This window comes from Mycobacterium sp. E796 (assembly GCF_001672815.1).
Classification (GTDB): domain Bacteria; phylum Actinomycetota; class Actinomycetes; order Mycobacteriales; family Mycobacteriaceae; genus Mycobacterium.
Genome location: NZ_LZKK01000275.1, coordinates 1 through 685 on the forward strand (window position 1 = coordinate 1; position 685 = coordinate 685).

Annotated in this window: 1 protein-coding gene and 1 pseudogene; both read left to right on the plus strand. The window is 66.3% G+C overall.

Features of this window, described 5'->3' with window-relative positions; translation table 11 throughout:
• Window positions 1-162 (plus strand): cytochrome c oxidase subunit 4 (locus A5706_RS21230; protein ID WP_197517815.1); only part of this gene is annotated, 162 nt, incomplete at its 5' end.
• A gap of 182 nt (window positions 163-344) precedes the next feature.
• Window positions 345-685, plus strand: a pseudogene (locus tag A5706_RS21235) (hypothetical protein); the annotation flags it as partial.

Sequence of the window (685 nt, forward strand, 5' to 3'; positions counted from 1 at the left end):
CCGCACAGCTGGTGGCCCATCCTGGTGGCGCTGGCCGGATCGGTCGCGGCGGTCGGCATCGCGCTGTGGCTGCCCTGGTTGATCGTCGCCGGGGTGGTGTTCATCCTCGCGACGGCGGCCGGACTGGTCTTCGAGTATTACACGGGCCCCGAGAAGCACTGATTTGCGACTCAAAGGTCACAATCAGGGCATCACTTGATCCGGGCCCCTTTTCCACGACTTCTTTGCTCTATCCCGTTCGGTAGGGTTTGCCCAGGCACAATGAGAAACTCCCAAGCGCGCGCGCACCAATGCAGCCGCGGGGCCTCGCGCGCTGGTGATGCAGTTGGACAGGGCAGGCAACTATGAGCGGGCCGAATCCTCCGGGATGGGAACCTGACGAACCCGATTCCGGCAGCGACCTCAGCCACCAATCGGATTCCGGCCTCGACGCGGGCCAAGACGCGGTCGAACCCCACGACGAGCTGGGCCCCATCGACGACAGCGCCGACAGCGCCGAAATCGCGGCGGCGGACCAGACGGGCCAGACGGACGCCTACTCGCGGGCGTATTCGGCTCCCGAATCCGAGCACTTCGTCACCGGCCCCTACCTGCCGGCCGACATGCGGCTGTACGACTACGACAGCTACGACGAAGCCGTTGAGCCCGAAGACGAACAGCGGGCCCCGCGCTGGCCGTGGGTGGT